11 protein-coding genes, 1 tRNA gene and 1 pseudogene are annotated in these 18,666 nt (G+C 71.2%); 5 read left to right on the top strand and 8 right to left on the bottom strand.

Going from position 1 to position 18,666, the window contains the following annotated elements; genetic code table 11:
- Window positions 1–94: 94 nt before the first annotated feature.
- From ACFYZ3_RS20230 to ACFYZ3_RS20210, 5 genes and pseudogenes are all read left to right on the top strand, one after another.
- Complete coding sequence (locus ACFYZ3_RS20230) at window positions 95–2,317, top strand: ATP-binding protein (RefSeq protein ID WP_388519360.1); 2,223 nt, start codon at window positions 95–97, stop codon at window positions 2,315–2,317.
- The gene (locus ACFYZ3_RS20225) at window positions 2,314–3,522 is read left to right on the top strand and encodes a hypothetical protein (RefSeq protein WP_388519357.1); all 1,209 of its coding nucleotides are present in this window, start codon (window positions 2,314–2,316) and stop codon (window positions 3,520–3,522) included. Before ACFYZ3_RS20230 ends, ACFYZ3_RS20225 begins: the two co-directional genes overlap by 4 nt.
- 153 nt (window positions 3,523–3,675) lie before the next feature.
- A complete protein-coding gene (locus ACFYZ3_RS20220; RefSeq protein ID WP_388519625.1) occupies window positions 3,676–3,852 on the top strand; it encodes a hypothetical protein in 177 nt (58 codons plus the stop codon).
- A complete protein-coding gene (locus tag ACFYZ3_RS20215) occupies window positions 3,819–4,253 on the top strand; it encodes a hypothetical protein (protein WP_388519354.1) in 435 nt (144 codons plus the stop codon). The genes ACFYZ3_RS20220 and ACFYZ3_RS20215 overlap by 34 nt, the downstream gene beginning before the upstream one ends.
- Before the next feature lie 3 nt (window positions 4,254–4,256).
- A pseudogene (locus tag ACFYZ3_RS20210) lies at window positions 4,257–5,656 on the top strand (tyrosine-type recombinase/integrase); the annotation flags it as partial.
- 447 nt (window positions 5,657–6,103) lie between these two features.
- Here the strand turns inward: ACFYZ3_RS20210 and ACFYZ3_RS20205 are convergent.
- The 8 genes from ACFYZ3_RS20205 to ACFYZ3_RS20170 form a co-directional block, all read right to left on the bottom strand.
- Window positions 6,104–6,177 (bottom strand) — tRNA-Thr (locus ACFYZ3_RS20205).
- A gap of 104 nt (window positions 6,178–6,281) precedes the next feature.
- Entirely contained in the window at window positions 6,282–7,901 is a 1,620-nt protein-coding gene (locus ACFYZ3_RS20200; protein WP_388519352.1) for an alpha/beta hydrolase, read from the bottom strand.
- A gap of 113 nt (window positions 7,902–8,014) precedes the next feature.
- Window positions 8,015–9,220, bottom strand: a complete 1,206-nt coding sequence (locus tag ACFYZ3_RS20195) for a DNA polymerase III subunit delta' (RefSeq protein WP_388519349.1) — start codon at window positions 9,218–9,220, stop codon at window positions 8,015–8,017.
- 149 nt (window positions 9,221–9,369) lie between these two features.
- Window positions 9,370–12,675 (bottom strand): dTMP kinase, encoded by a 3,306-nt coding sequence (gene tmk / locus ACFYZ3_RS20190; protein WP_388519346.1) that lies wholly within the window; start codon window positions 12,673–12,675, stop codon window positions 9,370–9,372.
- Window positions 12,676–12,820: 145 nt separating this feature from the next.
- A complete protein-coding gene (gene topA / locus ACFYZ3_RS20185) occupies window positions 12,821–15,679 on the bottom strand; it encodes a type I DNA topoisomerase (RefSeq protein WP_388519343.1) in 2,859 nt (952 codons plus the stop codon).
- 268 nt (window positions 15,680–15,947) lie between these two features.
- Window positions 15,948–16,145 carry a hypothetical protein gene (locus ACFYZ3_RS20180; protein ID WP_388519340.1) on the bottom strand — a complete coding sequence of 66 codons (198 nt, stop codon included), beginning with the start codon at window positions 16,143–16,145 and terminating at the stop codon, window positions 15,948–15,950.
- Window positions 16,146–16,368: 223 nt separating this feature from the next.
- A complete protein-coding gene (locus ACFYZ3_RS20175; protein WP_388519337.1) occupies window positions 16,369–17,886 on the bottom strand; it encodes a methyltransferase in 1,518 nt (505 codons plus the stop codon).
- A gap of 133 nt (window positions 17,887–18,019) precedes the next feature.
- Window positions 18,020–18,610 (bottom strand): small secreted protein, encoded by a 591-nt coding sequence (locus tag ACFYZ3_RS20170; protein ID WP_388519334.1) that lies wholly within the window; start codon window positions 18,608–18,610, stop codon window positions 18,020–18,022.
- Window positions 18,611–18,666 lie beyond the last annotated feature (56 nt).

The raw sequence follows: 18,666 nt of genomic DNA, 5'->3' as shown, positions 1-18,666 counted from the left end.
CAGATGGTGCACACGTGAACCAGCTGTAGAATTCAGCCAGTTCACTACGATCCGTGGTGCAACAAGCTGAAGGTCACCAGGAGCGGGGGCGCGGGTGGACTCCGAGAACGCCAAGGCTTATCTCCGGCCTCGGGCTCGCCTCATGAGCACCCTGGGCGAGGAGCTGATCAGTAACGAGCGTGTCGCGCTCACCGAGCTGGTGAAGAACGCGTACGACGCCGACGCGAGCCTCGTCGTCGTCCGATTCAACGCGCCCCTCGTGACAGGCAGCGGTTCCATCGAGGTGTGGGACGACGGCCATGGCATGTCGCCGGAGACCGTGCGTGGCACCTGGCTGGAGATCGCCACGCCCCATCGCCACCGATCACCTCAGAGCGAAAGGCTTGGCCGACGGGTCCTCGGAGCCAAGGGCATCGGCCGCTTCTCCGCAGCCCGCCTCGCTCAGGTGACGTCCCTGACGACTCACCGAAGGAACGAGCAAGAGGTCACCGTACGAGTCGACTGGGGAAGGTTCACGAAGGACGACGACGCCTACCTCGACCAAGTGCCGGTCGACTGGGGCTCCAGGGCTCCACGCACCTTCGGCGCGAACAGCCCGGCGCAGCAGCTGTTCGACAGGATCACGCAGGACTTTCGCGACCAAGGGCGCCCCGACGACCTCGGGCATCACGGCACCTTGGTGAGGCTGGAGGGGCTTCGGCAACAGTGGGACGAGGAGTCCGTCACCCTGCTCAAGCAGTCCCTGAGCAGGCTCCTGCCGCCAGCACCGCCTTCCGAGCTGGACGTACCGGACCGACCGGACTTCTCGGTGTACATCGAGACCCCCGCCGGCGAGCTGGAGCATCACACGGGCTTTGTCGGCGCCAGCGAGGCGCTGGCGCATCCCCACTACCGCCTCATGGGCACGGTGGACGCCGACGGACAGGCCCACCTCCAGCTGCGCACGAGTCACAGCGACGCCGAGACCACCATCGACGACAGCCTCGTCGGTGACTCCTCTAGGCCGAGTTGCGGCGCGCTGACGCTCGACATCCGGACGTGGGACCTCGAAGGCACCTCCCTCCGACAGCTGCTCAACATCGACGTGGGTGCACGCAGCATTCCCGAGATCAGACAGCTGATCCGCAGGAGCAGCGGCGTGGCCCTCTACCGGGATGGCTTCCGGGTGCAGCCCTTCGGCGAGCCCGGGTTCGACTGGCTCGGCTTCGACCTCCGTCGTGTGAACAACCCGACCCTGCGCTTCTCCAACAACCAGGTTGCCGGGTTCGTGTACATCTCGGCTGACGGAAACCCGGGGCTCAAGGACCGTTCACACCGTGAGGGACTCATCGACTCTCCGGAGTACGAGGAGCTCAAGGCCCGGATACTCCAGGCCGTCAGTCGCCTGGAGAGCTGGCGTTACAAGCTGCGACGTCCCGAGCAGCCGGGCGAGAAGCTCCTTTCCCCCGGACCCCCCGGACACGGGCTCTTCTCCGGGTTCAGCCTGGATCCGCTGCGCCAGGTCGTCGAGCAGCGCCATCCCGACGACGTGGTGCTTGGCCGTGCCGTTGAGGAAGCGTCCGAGACGATCACTGAGGGCGTCAGGAAGGTCCAGGAGGTCCTCTCCCAGTTCCAACGTCTGGCCACCCTCGGCACTCTCGTGGACGTGGTGCTCCACGACGGAAGGGCCGCTCTCACCCGGATCGCCTTCGTTCTCGAGGACCTGCAGGAGCTGGTCGAGAACCTGCGCAGGGAGCACGCTGAGGTGGCCGAGGAGTTGGTGAGGGTCCACACGGGTTTCAGCACCCAGCAGGCCGCCTTGGACCATCTCTTCGCCCGGATCCAACCACTCAGTGGGCGTCGGCGGGGGCGGCCTCGCTCGCTCTCCCTTCACGACGAGATCAAGGCAGCCGTCGAGGTGCACGAGGCGGACCTCGCCAAGCTGGGCATCGCCCTAGAGGTCGGTGGCGAGGACGTAACCGTCACCGTCGCCCCTGGCGACGTGAACACTCTCGTCCTCAACCTCGTGGGGAACGCCATTTACTGGCTCTCCACCACCCCCGACACCCACGACCGGGCCATCCTCATCGAGACCGGACGTACGCCGACGGGAGAGGTCGAAATCACCTTCAGCGACAGCGGCCCCGGGGTCCGCGCGGAGATACGAGACGTCATCTTCGACACGTATTTCAGCGACAAACCCGACGGGATCGGCCTCGGGCTGACCATCGCGGGAAGCGTCGTCAAGGACTTCTACGACGGTGATCTCTCCCTGCTCCCGTCGGGCCCCCTCCCGGGGGCGTGTTTCCAGGCAGTGCTGCGAAGGAGAGTTGGGTGACCGTGTCGGAACCGGGATTCCGTGTACTCATCGTCGACGACGAACCGGACATCGCCGAAAGTCTCCAGCGCCTGCTCACGCGGAGGCTCGCAGATCTGGGCACCGTCACCATCGAGACCGAGGACGACTTCACCGAAGCCGAACGACGCCTTGGGAGTGAGCAGTTCGACCTTGCCATCCTGGACGTCAAGGACGGCGGAGGCGCGCTGGGCGACGACGATGCGGACGAGCGCGGACGGGACATGTACGAACGTGTCTCCCAGAAGTGCTGGATCCCGGTGATCTTCTGCACCGGATTCCCGCAGCGGGTGGAGAGCCTCAGGCGCCCGCCGCTCGTGAACGTCGTGACCAAGAACCGCCTGCCCGACTTGGTCGAGGCCGTGCGCGCAGCTCTCCAGTCCGGCGTCCCCTCACTCACACGCCAGCTCGGAGCGATCACCGACCGCTACATGCGTTCCTTCCTCCGGGACACTATCGCCCCGAACTGGGAGGAGATGGCGGAGTCGGACCAGCACGAGATCCCTCTCGTACTGATCAACCAGCTGGCCGCGTGGCTGAAGGAGAACGCGGTTCGCGAGCTCGACTCCGTGATCTCGGCCAACGGCGGACACCTCGTGGGGCACTCCTCCGCCGCGAGGGTCTATCTCAAGCCGCCGGTGACCCATCACGTCACTGCGGCCGACATCCTGACGTCGCCCGCCGGGGACTGGTGGCTCGTCCTCACGCCCGCATGCGACCTCTATGAGGACCCGCCGACGGCTGAAGTGGCCAAGAAGCGCCGCGCCAAAGCCGAGTTCGTCCGACTGGCACGCGCCCATGTGCTGCACACGTCCCCGCCCGTCGCCGACTGGCAGGCCAATGGAGGCAACAAGCAGCGCGTCTCCGATCTCTTCCGGACCGATCACAACCGCTACCGGGTGCTTCCGAAGTACCTCGACGTGCCAGATCTGCTGGTGGACTTCGAGGACGTCACGTCCCTTCCGCTGGACGAGGCCCGTGGCCTGCGCCGCGTCGCCACGCTCGACAGCCCATTCGCGGAGGCGATGTTGACGGGGCACAGTCGGGCTGTGGGCCGTATCGGAACTCCGGACATCGACTTCGAGAGGCAGAAGGAGGAGCTCGGCCTCAAGGGCAACAAGCGGCACGTCGTGCAACCGTCCGTGCCGGCTGCGCGCGGTACGGAGCCCACGCCTATCAACGACTGACCTCGGCCCTCGACCTCGCGTGACAGGTTCCCCGCTCATTGGAGGCGGGCACCGCACCCTCGGGCTCAGACATTCTGGCCAACCCGGCGATCCGCCTCTCGATCGCCCGAGGCCGTGAAGGCAGGGCACCAAACAATTGCCGAAGTCGACGCGATGACGGGGACGGAGTTCGAGGACTTTGTCGTGGGCCTTCGCTGGCGCGATGGGTGCACCCATGTGCGGAGGGGCGGACGCTCTCACAGCAACGGGGCTGACGTCCGGGGATCACGGAGTCCGGACGCCGCTCCAACTTGCCTTTGGTCGACGTCATCGACTTGGCCGAAGCGCTGAACACCCCGCCCATCTGCCTCGTCTATGCGGTCGGATACGTCGAAGACGTGCAGCGACTCCCGCTTCAGCACCCCACTCCTTCGCTGCACGCGCTGCGCCGGTTCACCAGGGCGGAGACCGATCTCGGCACGGACGACGACGTGCTCCGCTGCTTCCGCGCCCACCACGCTGCCGAAGAGCGGCTACGGAAGGCGCGCCGCGACGAGGACTACGCGCGCTATCACGCCGAGACCGCTCCGAACGCCGACCGTAAAGCCGAGGCCCTCCGCTCTCAGGCCCGTGCCGCCGAGACGGCGACGACGCTGCCAACCATCTGCGGCGTCACGCCCGTCCCTGTGGCCCGATGTGGCCACCGCGATCGACTCATCCGGGAGCGATCCCGATACGACCGAGGAGAATGACCCTTGAAGGGTTCCACCTATCGCCGCTGATCCTGCCGCGCCCCGAAGACCGGCAAGGAGCTCTCGCCCCGCGAGGACGGCAGCCGGCGCTCCGCACCCGGGGCGGGTACGGCAGCCTCAAATCGGCCAGGCCGACCTCGACCATGTACGCGCCCTCCTCGGGCTCGCCGAGTCGGACGACCCCGAGGGCACCGAGCTCATCCCCGAGATGCTGGCCGAGGTCAGCCGCGAAAGGTCACCTCTGCCCGCAGTCGAGGAGACGAGGCGGCGTCTCAACTCCGGCCAGGACCTCATCGGCAGCCTGACCGTGGCCGAATGGCTCGACTGGTGGCTGGCCGGCAAGCGCATACACAGGTCCGGTCTCAACTGCTACGAGACCGACATCCGCGTACACCTGAAGCCTCGCATCGGAAACCGCCGCCTGGACCGGCTCCCCGTGAGCCACCTCAGCGAGATGTTCACCGGCATCCGCGACGCGAACGCCCAGATCCTGGAGGACAATGCCCAACGGCGCGCCGCACTCGACGAACTGGCGACCATACCGTGGAAGGGCGGAGAGAATCGCGCCCGCCGCGAGGCGATGAAGACCGCGATCGATGAAATGCCGCCCTTCCGCCGCATCACCGGTCCCGCCACGCGCCAGCACGTCAAGGCCACCCTCCGCGCGGCCCTGAACGACGCGACCGGGCAGCAGATCATCACCTTCATCCCCGCCGCCCACGTCGAGATCGATCCCGTACGCAAGCCGAAGGCGCTCGTGTGGATGGACGAGCGGGTGGCCAAGTGGAAACAGACGGGCGAGAAGCCGTAGCCAGTGGTGGTCTGGACGCCGCAGCAGACCGGAGCGTTCCTCGACTTCGTCGCCGAAGACTGCTGTACGCGATGTGGCACCTGATCGCCTTCCGCGGCCTTCGCTGTGGCGAGGCGTGCGGGCAGCCGTGGTTGGAGACGAAACTCGACACGCACGTCCTGACCGTCTCCTCCCAACTCGTGCAGGACGGTTGGGAGGTCGAGGCGTCCGACCCCAGGACGGACAGCGGGTATCGCGTGGTCGCACTCGACAACGACACCGTCAACGTCCCCAAGCGGCACCGCGAACGGCAGAACGCGGACCGCAACGAGTGGGGCCGGCAGGGGTCGAGACCGGCCACGTCCTCACCCAGGAGGACGGCTCATGGCTCCACCCCAGCAAGGTGACCCACCTCTTCGAACGGCTCGTCGCCGCCTCCGGCCTCCCACTGATCCGGCTGCATGACCTGCGCCACGGCGCAGCCACCCTCATGCTAGCCGCCGACATAGACATCCAGATCCTGTCGGACACCCTCGGGCACAGCGACACCCGCATCACCCGGGATATTTACCAGAGCGTCCTGCCTAAGGTCGGCACGAGCGCCGCCGAGGCTGTGCTGATGCCCCGCACGGTCTTTTCCCCTGCCCGTCCGATGGCGGCGTGGGGTACGGCGACGGCCCTCCTGAGACTTCCGGCATGGGCCTTGCGGGCGCACGCCAGCAACGGACGCGCTCCGTGAAGTGTTGTAGCACTATGTGTTATTCAGCGTACGTCGAATCCGCAAAGTGAAGGCCGTCTCTGACACTCCCCCGCACAGCGACGCCCGGATCAGGCGCGACATATCAGAGCGTCCTCCTCCCTACGTCGGCACGAACGCCGCCGGGGCCACCGCCAAGCCGGTCCGCCTCCGGTGCAAAGCCGAGGAAGAAGAGGGCGCGAAACTCCTCCGCTCACGCATCGCTCACGCGAGCCGTTCCTACGGCGTCCCCATCATGCGACGCGCACTCCACGAGCAATACAAAACCCCAGGTCACGAACTATGTGACCCGGGGTTCAAGAGAGCCGCCTTCGGGATTCGAACCCGAGACCTACGCATTACGAGTGCGTTGCTCTGGCCATCTGAGCTAAGGCGGCGCGCTGCGCACCATGGTGCGATCAGCAACGTCGGTAAGTCTACACAGTTTCCCGGGGTGCTCCGAACCCGCCCCGGAGGCGTGGACTCCGGGGCGGAGCGGGGGTTACGAGCAGCGCTTGCCGTCCTGCGGGGCGGTGCCGGTCAGCAGGTACGTGTTGATCGCGGAGTCGATGCAGGAGCTGCCGCGGCCGTACGCGGTGTGGCCGTCGCCCTCGTAGGTGAGGAGGTGACCGGAGGCGAGCTGGTCGGAGAGGGCCTCGGCCCAGCGGTACGGGGTGGCCGGGTCACGGGTGGTGCCGACCACGACGATCGGGGTGGCACCGGCCGCCTCGATGCGGTGCGGCTCCCCCGTGGGCTTCACCGGCCAGTACGCGCAGTTCAGGGAGGACCAGGCGAGTCCCTCGCCGAAGACCGGGGACGCCTTCTCGAAGTCGGGGAGGGCGTCGCGCACCTCGTCCGGGGAGGAGAAGGCGGCGGGGAGGTCGAGGCAGTTCACGGCGGCGTTGGCGAACATCAGGTTGCTGTAGCCGCCGTCGGCCTCGCGCTCGTAGTAGCTGTCGGACAGGATCAGCAGACCGGCGCCGTCCTTCTCCTTGATCGCCGAGGTCAGGGACTCGCGCAGTTGCTGCCAGGCGCCCTCGTCGTACATCGCCGCGATCACGCCGGTGGTGGCGAGGGACTCGGTGAGCTTGCGGCCGTCGGCGTCCCCGGCGGACAGGGGCTTCGCGTCCAGGTCGTCGAAGAAGGACTTCAGGTTCTTGCCGACCTGGTCGGGGGTGGTGTTCTTGTCGCCGAGGGGGCAGTCCGGCTGCCGTACGCAGTCCTTCGCGAAGGACTGGAACGCCGTCTCGAAGCCCTGCGTCTGCTCCAGGTTCAGGCGGCGGGCGGGCAGGGAGGGGTCCATCGCGCCGTCCAGGACCAGGCGGCCCGTCCGGTCGGGGAACAGGCCGGCGTAGGTCGCGCCCAGGAAGGTGCCGTAGGACGCTCCGACGTAGGTCAGCTTCTCGTCGCCCAGCACCGCGCGCAGTACGTCCATGTCGCGCGCCGCCTCGACCGTGGAGACGTGGCGCAGCAGCTTCGGCGCGTCCGCCCCGCAGCCCTCGGCGAACTCCTTGTAGGCGTCGACCAGCTCGTCCGTCTCGCCCGCGTCGTCCGGGGTGACGTCGGTCCGCGTGTACGCGTCCATCTCGCGGCCGTCCAGGCACTCGACGGGTTCGCTGCGGGCCACGCCCCGGGGATCGACCGCGACCATGTCGTACTGGGCGCGGACCTTCGCCGGGTAGCCGATGCCCGCGTACTGCTGGAGGTAGCCGATCGCCGAGCCGCCCGGTCCGCCCGGGTTGACCAGGAGCGAGCCGAGGCGCTTGCCCGGTCCCGTGGCCTTCTTGCGGGCCACCGCGAGCCGGACGTCGCCCTCGGTGGGCTTCGCGTAGTCGAGCGGGGCCTTCATGGTGGCGCACTGGAAGCCGGGGACGCCGCAGTCGCGCCAGCCGAGCTTCTGCTCGTAGTACGGCGACAGCCCGGCGGGCGTGGCCTTCGGCAGGGGGGTAAGCGTCGCCGTGGCCGCCTCCGTCGAGCCTGCCGCCTCGGCCGCGGGGGATCCGGCGGACGTCGACGCGCCCCCGGCCGAGCAGGCGGTGGCGAGCAGCGCGGCGGCGAGCAGCGTGGCCCGTAGACGGGTGCCGCCGGTGCGGGTCCTGCGGTGAGTGCGCCTTGTGTGCATTCAGCGAGCGTAACTCTCCGCGACAGCGCCATCGCGGTGCGTGGTACGCGTGGCCCCGTACGTGTTACGGCGTCAACCGGTCGTGCCTCCGGCGCGGGTCCGGCGGCGCGGGCTCAGCCCGATCTGAGCGCCATCGTCATCGCCTCCACCGCCAGCAGCGGGGGCACATTGCGGTCCAGGGCCTGACCGCAGGCGGCGACCGCCTCGATCCGGCGCAGCGTGGACTCGGGTGTGCTGCCGCGGGCGAGCCGCTCCAGGGCGTCCTCCGCGTCAGCGTTGGCGATGGCCACGCGGGAGCCGAGCTGGAGTGCGAGGACGTCGCGGTAGAAGCCGGTCAGCTCGCTGAGGGCGAGGTCGAGGCTGTTGCGCTGGGTGCGTGCCCTGCGGCGTTTCTGGTCGGCCTCCAGGTCCTTCATCACACCTGCCGTGCCGCGCGGGAGCCGGCCGCCCTGCGCGGCGCCCAGGGCCGCCTTCAGTTCCTCGGTCTCCTTGGCGTCCATCTCCTCGGCGAGCTGCTTGGCGTCCTCCGCCGCGGCGTCGACCAGCTCCTGGGCGGCCTTGAGGGCGCCGCCGACGTCCTCGACCCGCAGCGGCAGCTTCAGCACGGCGGCCCGGCGGTCCCGGGCGGCCTTGTCGGTGGCCAGGCGGCGGGCGCGGTCGATGTGGCCCTGGGTGGCGCGGGCCGCCGCGGCGGCGACGTCCGGTTCGACGCCCTCGCGCCGTACGAGCATGTCGGCGACCGCGTCGACCGACGGGGTGCGGAGGTTCAGGTGGCGGCAGCGGGAGCGGATCGTGGGCAGGACGTCCTCGACGGAGGGGGCGCACAGCAGCCACACGGTCCGCGGCGCCGGTTCCTCCACGGCCTTCAGGACGGCGTTGGCCGACTTCTCGTTCAGCCGCTCGGCCTCCTCGACGAGGATGATCTGCCAGCGGCCGTTCGCGGGTGAGGTGAACGACTTGCGGACGGTGTCCCGCATGTCCTGGGCGCGGATCTCGGCGCCCATGGCGACCACGGTGCTCACGTCCGCGTGGGTGCCGACCAGTGCCGTGTGGCATCCGTCGCAGAAGCCGCAGCCGGGGACGCCGCCGAGGGCGCGGTCGGGGCTCACGCACTGCAGCGCGGCGGCGAAGGCCCGGGCCGTCTGTGCCACGCCGGAGCCGGGCGGGCCGGTGAACAGCCAGGCGTGGGTCATGCTCGTCGACTGCGGCAGCGGGCCCTCGGTCGCGGCGGCGGTGACGAAGGCGTCGGCGTCCCGGGCAGCGGCGGCGAGCGGCTCGCACACCTTCTCCTGCCCGACGAGGTCGTCCCACACGGTCATGGGTCACGCCGTCCTTCCCTCACACCGAGCCCTCACACCGAGCGCTCACACCGAGCCGTCACACCGAGCCGTGACACCCGGCCGCCGCGCTGATCCGCGTCGCGCCTCCATTGTGCGGGGCGGCACCGACAACGCGGCGGTCCCGGTGCTCAGCGTCGTCCCCGGCCCCTGCCCCGGCCGCCGCGGCCCTCGTCGTCCCGGCCGCCCTCCTCGTCGTGCGGCCCGAGCAGTTCGTCCGCCAGCGTCGGCAGGTCGTCCAGCGGGGTCTCCTCGGCCCAGTCGGAGCGGCGCCTGCGGGACGGCGGTGCCTGGTCGGGGTCGATCTGGGGCAGCTCACGGGTGCGGTCCTGGGCCTCCTCGGCCGGGCTCTCCTCCCGGAAGTAGCCCGGCGGGACCCGGTCGGCGGGGTCGTCCCCGCGTACGGGCGGCAGGACGGCCGTCTCGTCGGCGGCCCCGGGCGGCGGCACGGGCGGCAGGACCGCCGTCTCGTCGGCGTCCCGCGGCTGCACCGCCGGAAGCACCGCCGTCTCGTCCGCCGCGCCGGACGGCACCGGCGGCTTGGGCAGCTCGGTCGTCACCTCGGACTCGGACTCGCCGGACGCCCGGCCGCCGGCGCCGCGAGCGTCCCGGGCGTCGGTGCCGTCCTCGGCGTCGTCGGCACGGTCGTCGTCGGGCGTGTCCCGCACCGGCCGCAGGACCGCCGTGTCCTCCACCGGCCCGCCGGAGGCGTTGGTCGGGGTGACGATCGGGGTGGGCACGGTCGCCGCGTCGTTGGGGGCCGGGGCGGCCGGCTTCGGGCGGGGCGCGTCCGCAGCCGCGGGCGCCGCCGACCTGGGTCCGGCCGCGGCCGCCGCCGCCGCCTGCTCCGCCGCCCGGCGCGCCTCCTCGGCGCGCAGCAGGGCCTCCTCGGCCTTGCGCTGCTTCTCCAGGCGCCGGGCCTCGGCCTCGGCCCGCAGCCGCTCCTCCTCCTCGGCCTGCTTGCGGCGCCGCTCCTCCTCGGCCCGCAGCCGTGCTTCTTCCTCGGCGCGCGCCTTCTCCTCGGCCAGGAGCCGGGCCCGCTCCTCCTCGGCCTTGCGGCGCGCTTCCTCGGCCCGCTGCCTGGCCTCCTCGGCCTGCCGCTCGGCCTCGCGCCGCTGCGCCTCCTCCAGCTCGCGCCGCTTGCGCTCCTCCTCCTCGGCGCGCACCCGCGCCTCCTCCTCGAGGCGCTCGCGCTCCAGGCGCTCCTCCTCGGCCTTGCGCGCGGCCTCTTCCTCGGCCTTGCGGCGGGCCTCCTCCTCGGCCTTGCGGCGCGCCTCCTCCTGGGCCTTGATCTCGGCCTCGGACAGCGGCAGCACCTGGTCGAGCCGGTGGCGTACGACGGTGGTGACGGCCTCCGGCTCCTGACCGGCGTCCACGACGAGGTAGCGCCCGGGGTCGGCGGCGGCCAGGGTGAGGAATCCGGAGCGCACGCGCGCGTGGAACTCGGCGGGCTCCGACTCGAGACGGTCCGGCGCCTCGGTGAACCGCTCGCGGGCGGCCTCCGGCGCCACGTCAAGGAGGACGGTCAGATGCGGTACGAGCCCGTTGGTGGCCCAGCGGTTGATGCGGGCGATCTCGGTCGGCGACAGGTCGCGGCCGGCGCCCTGGTAGGCGACCGAGGAGTCGATGTAGCGGTCGGAGACGACCACGGCGCCGCGCTCCAGGGCGGGCCGCACCACGGTGTCGACGTGCTCCGCGCGGTCGGCGGCGTACAGCAGCGCCTCCGCGCGGTGCGACAGTCCGGCGCTGGAGACGTCCAGCAGGATGGAGCGCAGGCGCTTGCCGACCGGGGTCGCGCCGGGCTCGCGCGTGAGCACGACCTCGTGCCCCTTGCCGCGGATCCACTCGGCGAGGGCCTCGGCCTGGGTGGACTTTCCGGCGCCGTCGCCGCCCTCCAGGGCGATGAAGAAGCCGGTCGCCGCCGACGTCGGCACCGGGTCGTCGCCGCCGAGCAGCGCGTCCCGCAGGTCGTGGCGCAGCGGCACGCCGGAGCGGTCGTCGGCCTTGGCCAGGACCAGCGCGGCCAGCGGCAGCAGCAGCGCGCCGAGCAGCATGAGGACGAAGGCGGCGCCGCCGTGGGCGAAGACGAACCTGCCGTTCTCCAGCCGGTGCGGCCCGATCGCCGCGGCCAGCACGGGCCCGACGACCGCGCCCAGCGCCACGTAGACCCGGACGACCGCGTGCAGGTGCTCGGTCGTCCGTGCCCGGCGGTGGTCCTCGGTCTCCTGGTCGAGCAGGGCGTGCCCGGTGTTCGCGGCCACGCCCGCGCCGACGCCGGACAGCGTGAGGAGCAGCAGCACGGTGGTGTCGTCCGGGACGAGGCCGGCGGCCAGCAGGGTGACGCCGACGAAGGCGATGGCCAGGGCGAGCAGCCGTCGGCGGGACAGGGAGGGCAGCAGGGCGGGGGCGGTGCGGATGCCGACGACGACGCCGCCGGTCAGCGCGCCCACGGCCAGGCCGTAGAGCACCGGGCCGCCGCCCAGGTCCTTGGCGTGCAGCACCGCCACGGCGACCGTGGCGGCCACCACCGCGGCGACCGCGGCGCAGGCGAACACCAGCAGCGGGAGCGCTCCGGTGCGGCCCTTGTCGACGCCGCCGCCGCTCTTGGGGCGGCGCATGCCCTCCAGCGGAGACCGCGCCCGCGGGGTGCGCACCGCGGGCAGCTCCAGGAGGCTCACCACGGACAGGGACGCGGCGAACAGGCCGGCCGCCACGTACGAGCCGAGCGCCGCCTGGTGCTCGGCGAACCAGTCGACGCCGGCGCCCAGCAGGTTGTTCAGGAGCCCCGCGACGACCAGCACGACGGCCGCGAGGGGGATGGCGACGAAGCTCGTGCGCAGCGACAGGCGGCGCAGCGCGTCCATGTGGTCCGGCAGCGGCCGTACCGTCGCGCCCTCCAGGGGCGGGGCGGGCAGCAGCGCGGGGGCCGCGCTCTCCCGGCACACCGTCCAGAAGCGCTCGGCGACTCCGGTGACGAAGGCGGTCACCAGGAGGTAGGCGAGCGCGTCGTCGGGCGTCCAGTCGATCCACAGGGGCGCGACGATCAGCAGGGCGGCCCGCAGCCCGTCGGCGCCCACCATGGTCCAGCGCCGGTCGAGCGGGCCGTCCTGCGAGGTGAGGGAGGTCAGGGGCCCCAGCAGGACCGCGCCGAAGAGCAGCGTCGCCAGGATCCGGACGCCGAAAACGGTCGCCACTGCGAACGCCACGCCGCGGTAGCCCCCGCCGAAGGAGCCCGCGCCGATCGCGGCCTGGACCACGAGGAGGACCAGCACCAGGAGGGCGAGGATGTCGCCGACACCCCCCACGAGCTGTGCGCTCCACAAACGCCTCAGCTGCGGGCGGCGCAGCAGGGCGCGGACGGCGCGCTCGCGGGAGTCCGCGACCAGGGCGTCGTCCGGGGCGGGGTGAGGGGCCGTTGGCTGCTCGGCTCGCGTCATGCGTTCAGCCTATCGGTCGCCACCGACAGTCCGGTGTGCCCGGCCGAACGTACGCGCGCCCCGACACCGAAATGATGCCGGGGCGTTCGTTTTGCGAAGAGCGTGCGTGGCGGCGTGAGGAGGAGCGGGCGGGCCTGAGCCGGGCTCAGTCCTCCGAGGCCTTCGACGCGGTCGCCTTCTTCGCCGCCGTCTTGGCGGTCGTCTTCTTCGCGGTGCTCTTGGCGGCGGTCTTCTTGGCCGCCGTGGTCTTCGCGGCGGCCGTCTTCTTGGTCGCCGCCGCCTTCTTGGCCGGGGCCTTCTTGGCGGCCGTCTTCTTCACGGCCTTCTTCGCCGTCTTCTTGGCGGGCCCCTTGGCGCGCTTCTCGGCGAGCAGTTCGTAGCCCCGCTCGGGCGTGATCTCCTCGACGCTGTCGCCGGAGCGCAGGGTCGCGTTGGTCTCGCCGTCGGTGACGTACGGGCCGAAGCGGCCGTCCTTGACCACGACCGGCTTCTCGCTGACCGGGTCGGTGCCCAGCTCCTTCAGCGGCGGCTTGGCCGCGGCCCGGCCACGCTGCTTGGGCTGGGCGTAGATCGCCAGCGCCTCCTCCAGCGTGATGTCGAAGAGCTGCTCCTCGGTCTGGAGGGACCGCGAGTCCGTGCCCTTCTTCAGGTACGGGCCGTAGCGGCCGTTCTGCGCGGTGATCTCCACGCCCTCCGCGTCGGTCCCGACGACCCGCGGCAGCGACATGAGCCGCAGGGCGTCGTCAAGGGTCACCGTGTCCAGCGACATCGACTTGAACAGCGAGGCGGTGCGCGGCTTCACGGCGTTCTTGCCGGTCTTCGGGGTGCCCTCGGGCAGCACCTCGGTGACGTACGGGCCGTAGCGGCCGTCCTTGGCGACGACGGCATGGCCGGTGGCCGGGTCGGTGCCCAGCTCGAAGTCGCCGCTCGGCTTGGCGAGCAGCTCCTCCGCCAGCTCGACGGACAGCTCGTCGGGCGCCAGGTCCTCGGGGACGTCGGCGCGCTGGTGGTTCTCGGCGTCCTTCTCGCCGCGCTCGACGTAGGGGCCGTAGCGGCCGACGCGCAGCACGATGTCGTTGCCGACGGGGAAGGACGACACCTCGCGGGCGTCGATCGCGCCGAGGTCGGTGACCAGTTCCTTGAGGCCGCCGAGGTGGTCGCCGTCGCCGTTGCCCGCGTCGGCCGCGCGGCCGCCTCCGGTGCCGTCGCCCTCGCCGAAGTAGAAGCGGCGCAGCCACGGCACCGACTGGGCCTCGCCGCGGGCGATGGCGTCGAGGTCGTCCTCCATCTTGGCGGTGAAGTCGTAGTCGACGAGCCGCCCGAAGTGCTTCTCCAGGAGGTTGACCACGGCGAAGGAGAGGAAGGACGGGACGAGGGCCGTGCCCTTCTTGAAGACGTAGCCGCGGTCCAGGATGGTGCCGATGATCGACGCGTACGTCGACGGGCGGCCGATCTCGCGCTCTTCCAGCTCCTTGACCAGCGACGCCTCGGTGTAGCGGGCCGGGGGCTTGGTGGCGTGGCCGTCGACCGTGATCTCCTCGGCCGTCAGCGCGTCGCCCTCGGCGACCTGCGGCAGGCGCCGCTCGCGGTCGTCCAGCTCGGCGTTCGGGTCGTCGGCGCCCTCGACGTAGGCCTTGAGGAAGCCGTGGAAGGTGATGGTCTTGCCGGAGGCGCTGAACTCGACGTCCCGGCCGTCGGAGGCGGCGCCGCCGATCTTGACCGTGACGCTGTTGCCGGTCGCGTCCTTCATCTGGGAGGCGACGGTCCGCTTCCAGATCAGCTCGTACAGCTTGAACTGGTCGCCGGTCAGTCCGGTCTCGGCGGGCGTGCGGAAGCGGTCGCCGGAGGGGCGGATCGCCTCGTGCGCCTCCTGCGCGTTCTTGACCTTGCCGGCGTACGTGCGCGGCTGAGGCGGCAGGTAGTCGGCGCCGTACAGCTGCGTCACCTGGGCGCGAGCGGCGGAGACCGCCGTGTCGCTCAGGGTCGTGGAGTCCGTACGCATGTAGGTGATGTAGCCGTTCTCGTACAGCTTCTGGGCGACCTGCATGGTCGACTTCGCGCCGAAGCCGAGCTTGCGGCTCGCCTCCTGCTGGAGTGTCGTCGTACGGAACGGGGCGTACGGCGAGCGGCGGTACGGCTTGGACTCGACGGAGCGGACGGCGAACCGCGTGTTCTCCAGGGCGGCGGCGAGCGCGCGGGCGTTCGCCTCGTCGAGGTGGAGGGTGTTCGCGCTCTTGATCTGGCCCAGGGAGTCGAAGTCGCGACCCTGCGCGACACGCCGTCCGTCGACCGTCTGGAGGCGGGCGACCAGCGACGACGGGTCGGAGACGTCTCCCGCGCGGCCGGTCGCGAAGGTGCCGGTGAGGTCCCAGTACTCGGCGGAGCGGAACGCCATGCGCTCGCGTTCCCGCTCGACGACGAGCCGGGTGGCGACGGACTGGACGCGGCCGGCCGACAGGCGCGGCATGACCTTCTTCCACAGGACCGGCGAGACCTCGTAGCCGTAGAGGCGGTCGAGGATGCGGCGGGTCTCCTGGGCGTCGACGAGCTTCTGGTTCAGCTCGCGCGGGTTGGCGACGGCAGCGCGGATCGCGTCCTTGGTGATCTCGTGGAACACCATGCGTTTGACCGGGATCTTCGGCTTGAGGACTTCCTGGAGGTGCCAGGCGATGGCCTCGCCCTCGCGGTCCTCATCGGTGGCGAGGAAGAGTTCGTCGGAGTCCTTCAGGAGGTCCTTGAGCTTCTTGACCTGGGACTTCTTGTCGGCGTTGACCACGTAGATGGGCTGGAAGTCGTGTTCGACGTCCACACCGAGGCGGCGGACCTCGCCGGTGTACTTCTCCGGCACCTCCGCCGCGCCGCTGGGAAGGTCGCGGATGTGCCCGACGCTCGCCTCGACGACGTAGCCAGGGCCGAGATAGCCCTTGATCGTCTTCGCCTTGGCAGGCGACTCGACGATGACGAGTCGTCGGCCGCCCTTCGCGGTCTCGCTGGTCGGGGACAACTTCGCTCTTCTCTCCGGTCGACGCTGGGCCTCCCCAGGGCGTGGTCCCGGGTCGGGTCGTTCTGTGTTTCGATCGTGACGCTGCGGAGTGTGACGGTACCTCCCGCCCCCGTGTCAAACGGGAAAAGCCCGCAACGGCCACTCGAACGGTAACCCGACGAACCGTGTTCCTGCCGCCCGGAGTGCTCACCTGCCCCGACGCGTGTATCCGGAGCGCGATCCCCCGGTTACCCGGGCGGCGCCCCGGCCGGGGCGCGGAACCGGCTCCTCACACCTGGGTCAGGCACCAGGCCCCGAGGCTCAGCGCGACCACGGCGGCGACGCTCGCGACGGTCGCCGATGCGACGGGGCTCACACCGTGCGCGACGGGCCGGCCGTGCCGCACCCGTGTCGTGGTCCACACCAGCAGACCGGCCCCGAACAGGGCGAACACCACTCCCGCGAAGATCGCCGGCCCGCTCTCCATGGTCCCCGTGCCCCTTTTCTCCAGCCCGCGCGTGTCCAGCCTCCGGGAGGCTGTCACGCACGGGCGGCGGGCAGGCGAACCCGAGGTGAACGGGGAGCCGACGGATCCGCCGGGTGCCGTCGTCGGGCGTGGCCGGTCCGCGTACGCCGGGTGGGGCGGGCGGCTCGGGCAGTCGCGGAAAAAGAAATGGGTGCGCGCACCCACGCCCGGCGACGGGGCCGCCCTACGCCGGTTCGAGGAAGCCCTGCTCCACCAGCAACCGGATCTGCGCGGGCGTGCGGTCGCGCAGGGCCACCGGGTCCTCGCCGACCAACTGGGCGATGGCGTCCAGGATGCGGCCCGCGCTCATGGTGCCGTCGCAGACGCCGGCGAATCCGGCGCCGACCGTGTCGACCCGGGTGGCCCGGCGCATCCCGCGGTTCTGGCGCAGGACGACGTGCTCCGGGTCCTCGGCGCCGGGCAGCCCGACCTGCTCCTGGACGACCTCGCCGGCCAGCGTGAAGTGCGCCTCCAGCAGGGCCGCGTCGTCGTGGGAGCGCAGGTAGTCGACCCGGTCGAAGTGGGCGCGCACGGTCTCGCCGAGCGGCTGCTCGACGGGGTGCGGCCATTCCTCGGCGACGACCGAGGGGGCGGCGGCCCCGGTCCGGCGCAGGGTGATCCAGCCGAAGCCGACGGCCTTGACCTTCCGCGCCTCGAACTCGTCCAGCCACGCGTCGTACCGCGCCTGGTACGCGGCCGGGTCACCGCGGTGGTCGCCCGCGTCCCGCAGCCACAGCTCGGCGTACTGGGTGACGTCCTGCACCTCGCGCTGCACGATCCAGGCGTCGCAGCCGCGCGGCACCCAGGAGCGCAGCCGGTCCGTCCAGTCCTCCCCCTCCACGTGCTGCCAGTTGGCGAGGAAGTGCGCGAACCCGCCCTCGTTCAGGCGCTCTCCCGTCTGCTGAACGAGCGAGCGGCACAGATCGTCCCCGCCCATGCCGCCGTCGCGGTAGGTGAGCCGGGCGCCGGGCGAGATCACGAACGGCGGGTTGGAGACGATGAGGTCGTACGTCTCGTCGTCGGCGACCGGTTCGTAGAGGGAGCCCTCGCGCAGGTCGGCGGCCGGAGCGCCGGACAGGGCCAGGGTGAGCGCGGTGATGTGCAGCGCGCGGGGGTTGACGTCGGTGGCCGTCACGCGCGTGGCGTGCGCGGCGGCGTGCAGCGCCTGGATGCCGGAGCCGGTACCGAGGTCGAGGGCTGCGGAGACGGGCGTACGGACGGTGAGGCCGGCCAGGGTCGTGGAGGCGCCGCCGACACCGAGGACGACGCCCTCGGCGTGGTTGCCGATGCCGCCGGCGCCGCCGACCGCGCAGCCGAGGTCCGAGACGATGAACCAGTCCTCGCCGTCGGACCCCCCGTAGGGCCGGACGTCCACGGTGGCCGCCACCTCGTCGTCGCCCGCACGGTCGAGCCAGCCGCTCTCCAGGCAGGCGTCGACGGGCAGGACGTCCGCCACGCGCGCGTGGGGCACGGGTTGCTGGAGCAGGAACAGCCGGACGAGCAGTTCGAGCGGTGTGTCGCCGCGGGTCGCCCGGAGCGCGGGCACGGTCTCGCTGCGCGACAGCGCCGCGTAGGCGGGGGCGCCGAGCAGCTCCAGCAGTCCGTCGGCGGTGAAGGACGCCCCGAGCAGGGCGTCCCGCAGCCGGGCGGCGACGTCGGGGCGGTCGGCGGAGGGCAGGGGGGACAGGCTGGCGTTACTCACACCCCCATTGTGGCCCTGCGGTCAGCACCCCGCCCCGCGTCCGCGTCGGGAGAGCGGCCGGCGTCCGCGTGGGAAGACCGGCCAGCATCCGCGCGGGAGACCGGCCCGCGTCCGCGTGGGGAGACCGGCCCGGTCAGCCCTCGGCGGCCGACGGGGTCACCGAGGCCGACTTGCAGCTGGGCTGCTTGGCCATCGCCTGGCCGACGTCGCCCTCCTCCAGGGTCTTGAGCGCGTTGCTGCCGCTCTTGCTGAGCTTGTTCAGCTCGGTGGCGATGTCCTTGAGGCCGTCGGCGAACTCGGCCTGGTCCTTGGTGTTGAGGTCCTCCACCTGCTTGCGCAGGGAGGCGTAGGACGAGGAGAGGCCGTTCAGCTCGGTGACGGCGTCCTTCTGCTTCTTCTCGCCGTCGTCGACGTCCGGGGGCCCGGCCTTCTGGACGGTGGCGCCCATCGCCTTGTAGGCGTCGGACATGTCCTGGAACGCCTTCGCGTCGGTCTTCTGGACCTCGGCGGGAGTGCTGTTGTCCGAGGTCTCCTTCTGGATGGCCGCGTTGGCCGCCTCGATCTTCTTGGCCTGCGGCTGCACGCCCTCGCAGACGTCCTTGGCCCAGGAGTCCAGCTTCTCGTTGTCGTCGCTGCTGCTGCATCCCGTCAGCGCCAGTACCAGTACCGCACCGCCGGACAGTGCGGCCGCGAGCTTCTTGTTCACCGGATTGGTCCCTTCCATGGCTCTCGGCCCCGGAACATACACGCCGGATGGGGGACATCCACCGGACGAACATC

The sequence above is a fragment of the Streptomyces sp. NPDC001599 genome (assembly GCF_042893535.1).
Taxonomy (GTDB): domain Bacteria; phylum Actinomycetota; class Actinomycetes; order Streptomycetales; family Streptomycetaceae; genus Streptomyces.
The sequence above is the reverse complement of the archived record's forward strand: the minus strand, read 5'-3'. Positions and strand labels throughout refer to the sequence as shown.

Bases quoted from the DNA above. Each gene is read 5' to 3' on its own strand.
- ACFYZ3_RS20170 (WP_388519334.1), bottom strand. From the start codon at position 18,610: ATGGAAGGGACCAATCCGGTGAACAAGAAGCTCGCGGCCGCACTGTCC.
- ACFYZ3_RS20180 (WP_388519340.1), bottom strand. From the start codon at position 16,145: ATGGAGAGCGGGCCGGCGATCTTCGCGGGAGTGGTGTTCGCCCTGTTC.
- ACFYZ3_RS20195 (WP_388519349.1), bottom strand. From the start codon at position 9,220: ATGACCGTGTGGGACGACCTCGTCGGGCAGGAGAAGGTGTGCGAGCCG.
- ACFYZ3_RS20200 (WP_388519352.1), bottom strand. From the start codon at position 7,901: ATGCACACAAGGCGCACTCACCGCAGGACCCGCACCGGCGGCACCCGT.
- ACFYZ3_RS20220 (WP_388519625.1), top strand. From the start codon at position 3,676: ATGACGGGGACGGAGTTCGAGGACTTTGTCGTGGGCCTTCGCTGGCGC.
- tmk (WP_388519346.1), bottom strand. From the start codon at position 12,675: ATGACGCGAGCCGAGCAGCCAACGGCCCCTCACCCCGCCCCGGACGAC.